General features: G+C 71.9%; 3 protein-coding genes. All 3 read left to right on the plus strand.

What is annotated here, in order from left to right:
* Window positions 1–210: 210 nt before the first annotated feature.
* The 3 genes from ACFU7Z_RS35770 to ACFU7Z_RS35780 all read left to right on the plus strand — a co-directional run bounded on the left by ACFU7Z_RS35770 (window position 211) and on the right by ACFU7Z_RS35780 (window position 5,152).
* Entirely contained in the window at window positions 211–1,458 is a 1,248-nt protein-coding gene (locus ACFU7Z_RS35770; RefSeq protein WP_117489922.1) for a ribonuclease D, read from the plus strand.
* 299 nt (window positions 1,459–1,757) lie between these two features.
* Window positions 1,758–3,002, plus strand: coding sequence for an acetyl-CoA C-acyltransferase (locus ACFU7Z_RS35775; protein ID WP_049651277.1), 1,245 nt, complete (start codon window positions 1,758–1,760; stop codon window positions 3,000–3,002).
* A 2-nt stretch (window positions 3,003–3,004) separates the two neighbouring features.
* Window positions 3,005–5,152 carry a 3-hydroxyacyl-CoA dehydrogenase NAD-binding domain-containing protein gene (locus ACFU7Z_RS35780; protein WP_380782178.1) on the plus strand — a complete coding sequence of 716 codons (2,148 nt, stop codon included), beginning with the start codon at window positions 3,005–3,007 and terminating at the stop codon, window positions 5,150–5,152.
* Window positions 5,153–5,208 lie beyond the last annotated feature (56 nt).

A 5,208-nucleotide genomic window follows, 5' to 3' on the forward strand; every position in this document is an offset into this window, starting at 1 on the left:
GAACGTTTCCTCCTCGGCCGCCGCGGCGCTGTTCCGGGGCCCGCCGTCGAACTCCCGTCGTCAACCTCCCGCCGCCGAACTCCCGTCACCCCCGGAGGGCCCGCGGCGGGCGAACCGCGCCCCGGAGCGGGGCGGGCCGCCCCCGGGCGATCAACAGTCTGACCAGTCCGACAACACTCCCGGCCGCGAGGACCGTCGTACCCTTGGGGGGTGACCGACGCCGTAGCAGCCATCCCAGAAGAAGCAGCCCCGGTCCCGCTCCTTGAGCCGAGGGAGGGGATCCCGCCCGTCGTGGCGGACGAACAGGCGCTGGGCGCCGTCGTCGCCGCCTTCGCCGCGGGCACCGGACCGGTGGCCGTCGATGCCGAACGGGCCTCCGGCTACCGCTACGGGCAGCGCGCCTACCTCATCCAGCTGCGCCGCGCGGGTTCCGGCTCCGCCCTGATCGACCCGATCGCCTGCCCGGACCTCAGTGCGCTCGGCAAGGCCGTCGAGGACGCCGAGTGGGTCGTCCACGCGGCCAGCCAGGACCTGCCCTGCCTGTCCGACGTCGGCATGAGACCCCAGCGCCTGTTCGACACCGAGCTGGCCGGGCGGATCGCCGGCTTCGCCCGGGTCGGCCTCGGGCCGATGACCGAGAACGTGCTCGGGCTGAGCCTGTCCAAGGAGCACTCCGCGGTCGACTGGTCCACCCGCCCGCTGCCCGAGCCGTGGCTGCGCTACGCCGCTCTGGACGTCGAGGTGCTGGTCGAGCTGCGCGACGCACTCGAACAGGAGCTGGACGCCCAGGGCAAGCTCGGCTGGGCGATGGAGGAGTTCGCCTCGATCGCCGCCGCGCCCCGCCCGGGCCCGCGCAACGACCCGTGGCGCCGCACCTCGCAGCTGCACAAGATCCGCCGCCGCCGTCAGCTGGCCGTGGTGCGCGAGCTGTGGCTGGTCCGCGACCGGATGGCGCAGGACCGCGACGTCTCCCCCGGCCGGGTGCTCGCCGACGCGGCGATCGTCAACGCCGCGCTGGCCATGCCGCTGAACATCGCCGCCCTGCAGGCCGTCCAGGGCTTCGGCCCGCGGGTGCACCGGCGCCAGCTGGAGCAGTGGCTGGCGGCCGTGCAGCGCGCCCGGGAGATCCCGGAGAACATGCTGCCGCCGGCCACCGCGCCGCACGACGGACCGCCGCCGCCGCGGGCCTGGGCCGAGAAGGACCCGGTGGCCGCCGCCCGGCTGTCCGGCGCGCGCGCCGCGATCAGCGAGCTGGCCGAGCGGTACCACGTGCCGGCCGAGAACCTGATGACCCCGGACACCGTCCGCCGGGTCTGCTGGCACCCGCCGACCGAGCCGGGCCCCGAGGCCGTGGCCGCCGCGCTGCGCGGGTTCGGCGCCCGGCAGTGGCAGGTGGACCTGGTGGCGCCGGCGGTGGCCGCCGCGTTCGCCGCGGCCGCGGCCGCAGCCCAGGACTGATCACGCTCCAGGACCGATCACGGCAACACGTGGAAGGGGATGTCATCCGTACGGGTGGCATCCCCTTCGTCGTACCCCTTCGCCGTGCCCTCCCGTCGTACCCGTTCGTCGCACCCGGGAACGACGCTCCTGGTCGGACGGGCCGGGGAACGTGTCGGGGGACACATGGTCAGATCCCTCCGAGGGGCCTGGGCAGGTTGGTTACCGGCGGGTAGCATGGCGGTGATGCGGCGCCGCTCGGGTCTTCGACGGCGGCAGCCCGCCCAATCGTCATGTTGGTCCCTGGGAGGAGAGCCCCCGTGCCTCGTACCGCGAGGGACGTCGTCTTCGTCGATGGCGTCCGCACCCCGTTCGGCAAGGCAGGCCCGAAGGGCATCTACCACGAGACGCGCGCCGACGACCTCGTCGTCAAGTGCATCCGGGAGCTCGTGCGCCGTAACCCGAACCTGCCCGTCGAGCGCATCGACGAGGTCGCCGTCGCGGCCACCACGCAGATCGGCGACCAGGGCCTGACCATCGGGCGCACCGCCGCCCTGCTGTCCGGCCTGCCGAAGTCCGTCCCCGGCTACGCGATCGACCGCATGTGCGCCGGCGCGCTGACCGCCGTGACCACCACCGCCGGCGGCATCGCCTTCGGCGCGTACGACGTGGTCGTGGCCGGCGGTGTCGAGCACATGGGCCGCCACCCGATGGGCGAGGGCGTCGACCCGAACCCGCGCTTCGTCTCCGAGAAGCTGGTCGACGAGTCCGCCCTGTTCATGGGCATGACCGCGGAGAACCTGCACGACCGGTTCCCGCACCTGACCAAGGAGCGCTGCGACGCCTACGCCGTGCGCTCCCAGGAGAAGGCCGCCAAGGCGTACGCCAACGGCGACATCCAGCCCGACCTGGTGCCGATCTCGATCCGCAACACCAACCCCGAGGTCGGCGAGACCGGCTGGGGCCTGGCCACCGTGGACGAGCCGCTGCGCCCGGGCACCACGATGGAGTCGCTGGCCGGCCTGAAGACCCCGTTCCGCCCGCACGGCAACATCACCGCGGGCAACTCGGCCGGTCTGAACGACGGCGCCACCGCCTCGCTGCTGGCCGCCGAGGACGTCGCCGAGGAGCTCGGCCTCCCGGTCAAGATGCGCCTGGTCTCCTTCGCCTTCGCGGGCGTCGAGCCCGAGGTCATGGGCATCGGCCCGGTGCCGGCCACCGAGAAGGCGCTGGCCAAGGCCGGTCTGACCATCGACGACATCCAGGCCTTCGAGATCAACGAGGCCTTCGCCGTCCAGGTCCTGTCCTTCCTGGACCACTACGGCATCGCGGACGACGACGAGCGGGTCAACCCGTACGGCGGCGCGATCGCCTTCGGCCACCCGCTGGCCTCCTCCGGCGTGCGCCTGATGAATCAGCTGGCCCGCCGCTTCGAGCAGCGCCCGGACGTCCGCTACGGCCTCACCACGATGTGCATCGGCTTCGGCATGGGCGGCACCATCATCTGGGAGAACCCGCACTGGAGCGGAGCGACCCAGAACACCGAGCTCGAGGGTGGTAAGTGACCATGACGAACACCACCGAGCTGCTGACCCGCGGCGCCGAGCTCTTCCCGGGCGAGGTCGTCACGACCGCGCACGTCCGCCACCTCGACCTGCCGCTGCAGGCCGGCCGGCTGGCCCTGATCACCCTGGACAACGGCTTCGACCACACCAAGCCGACCACCTTCGGCCCGGGCTCGCTGCTCAAGCTGAACGAGGCGCTGGACCAGGTCGCGACCGAGGCCGCCGAGGGCACGATCGTCGGTGCCGCGATCACCGGCAAGCCGTTCATCTTCGCGGTCGGCGCCGACCTCAAGGGCGTCGAGCTGCTCAAGGAGCACGCGGACGCGCTGGCCATCGGCAAGGGCGGCCACGACGTCTTCCAGCGGATCGCCACGCTGCCCGTCCCCACCTTCGCCTTCTACAACGGCGCGGCGATGGGCGGCGGCGTCGAGGTCGGCCTGCACTGCGACTACCGCACGGTGTCGGCGGGCGTCCCGGCCTTCTCGCTGCCCGAGGTCTTCCTCGGCCTCGTCCCCGGCTGGGGCGGCTGCACCATCCTGCCGAACCTGGTGGGTGCCGGTAAGGCCGTCAAGGTCATCGTCGAGAACTCGATGAACCAGAACAAGCAGCTCAAGGGCAAGGACGTGTTCGAGCTGGGGATCGCCGACGCGATCTTCGAGCCGGCCGACTTCCTGGAGCAGTCGCTGCTCTGGGCCGCCAAGGTCGTCAAGGGCGACGTCGTCGTCGAGCGCGAGGCGATCGACCGCGGCAAGGCCTGGGACGACGCCGTCCTCTGGGGCCGCATGGTCGCCGACGCCAAGGTGCACGGCGCCGCTCCGGCCGCCTACAAGGCGCTGGACATCATCGCCGCCGCCAAGGACTTCGACCTCGCGGACAAGGCCAGCCTGCAGGCCGGCTTCGACGCCGAGGACGCGGCCCTGGCCGACCTCATCATGAGCGGCGAGCTGCGCAGCGGCATCTACGCCTTCAACCTGGTGCAGCGCCGGGCCAAGCGCCCGGTCGGCGCGCCGGACAAGTCGCTGGCCCGCCCGGTCACCAAGGTCGGCGTCGTCGGCGCCGGTCTGATGGCCTCGCAGCTGGCGCTGCTGTTCGCCCGCCGTCTGGAGGTGCCGGTGGTCCTCACCGACATCGACCAGGCGCGCGTGGACAAGGGCGTCGGCTACGTCCACGCCGAGATCGACAAGCTGCTCGGCAAGGGCCGGATCGGCCAGGACAAGGCCAACCGTCTCAAGGGCCTGGTCTCCGGCTCGCTGGACAAGGCCGCCGCCTTCGGCGACGCGGACTTCGTGATCGAGGCCGTGTTCGAGGAGATGGGCGTCAAGCAGGCCGTCTTCGCGGACCTGGAGGACGTGGTCTCGCCGACCTGCGTGCTGGCGACCAACACCTCCTCGCTGTCGGTCACCGAGATGGCCTCGAAGCTGAAGCACCCCGAGCGGGTCGTCGGCTTCCACTTCTTCAACCCGGTCGCGATCCTGCCGCTGCTGGAGATCGTCCGCGGCGACTCGACGGACGACGCCTCGCTGGCCACCGCCTTCGCGGTGTCCAAGAAGCTGAAGAAGACCTCGGTGCTCTGCAAGGACCGCCCCGCGTTCGTGGTGAACCGGATCCTGACCCGCTTCATGGGCGAGATCCAGGGCATCATCGACGAGGGCACCCCGATCGCCGACGTCGAGAAGGCCGTCGAGCCGCTCGGCCTGCCGATGTCCCCGATCGTGCTGCTGGAGCTGGTCGGCCCGGCCATCGCCCTGCACGTCTCGGAGACCCTGCACGGCGCCTTCCCGGAGCGGTTCACCGTCTCCGAGAACCTCGCCAAGGTGGTCAAGGCCGGCAAGCGCGGCTTCTACACCTGGACGGACGGCCAGCAGGTCCTCGACCCCGAGGTGCTGGAGCTGCTGACCTTCGGCGACTCGGTGCTCACCGGGGAGCAGGTCCGCGCCCGCGCCCTGGAGGCCGTGGCGCAGGAGATCGGCCTGATGCTGGAGGAGGGTGTCGTCGCCGAGGCGCAGGACATCGACCTCTGCATGATCACCGGTGCCGGCTGGCCCTTCCACCTGGGCGGGATCACCCCGTACCTGGACCGTGAGGGCGTCTCGGAGCGGGTGAACGGCAAGGCCTTCCTCGCCCCCGGCGTGGCCTCGGTGCCCGCGTAGCGCTGGGCGCTGGCGACCCTGCGGCGGCTGAGCGTGGCTCTCGACCGGCTGGAGGC

This window comes from Kitasatospora sp. NPDC057518 (genome assembly GCF_042802075.1).
Classification (GTDB): Bacteria; Actinomycetota; Actinomycetes; order Streptomycetales; family Streptomycetaceae; genus Kitasatospora.

Excerpts from the sequence above, each read along its gene's own strand:
- ACFU7Z_RS35780 (WP_380782178.1), top strand. The coding sequence starts at position 3,005 with ATGACGAACACCACCGAGCTGCTGACCCGCGGCGCCGAGCTCTTCCCG.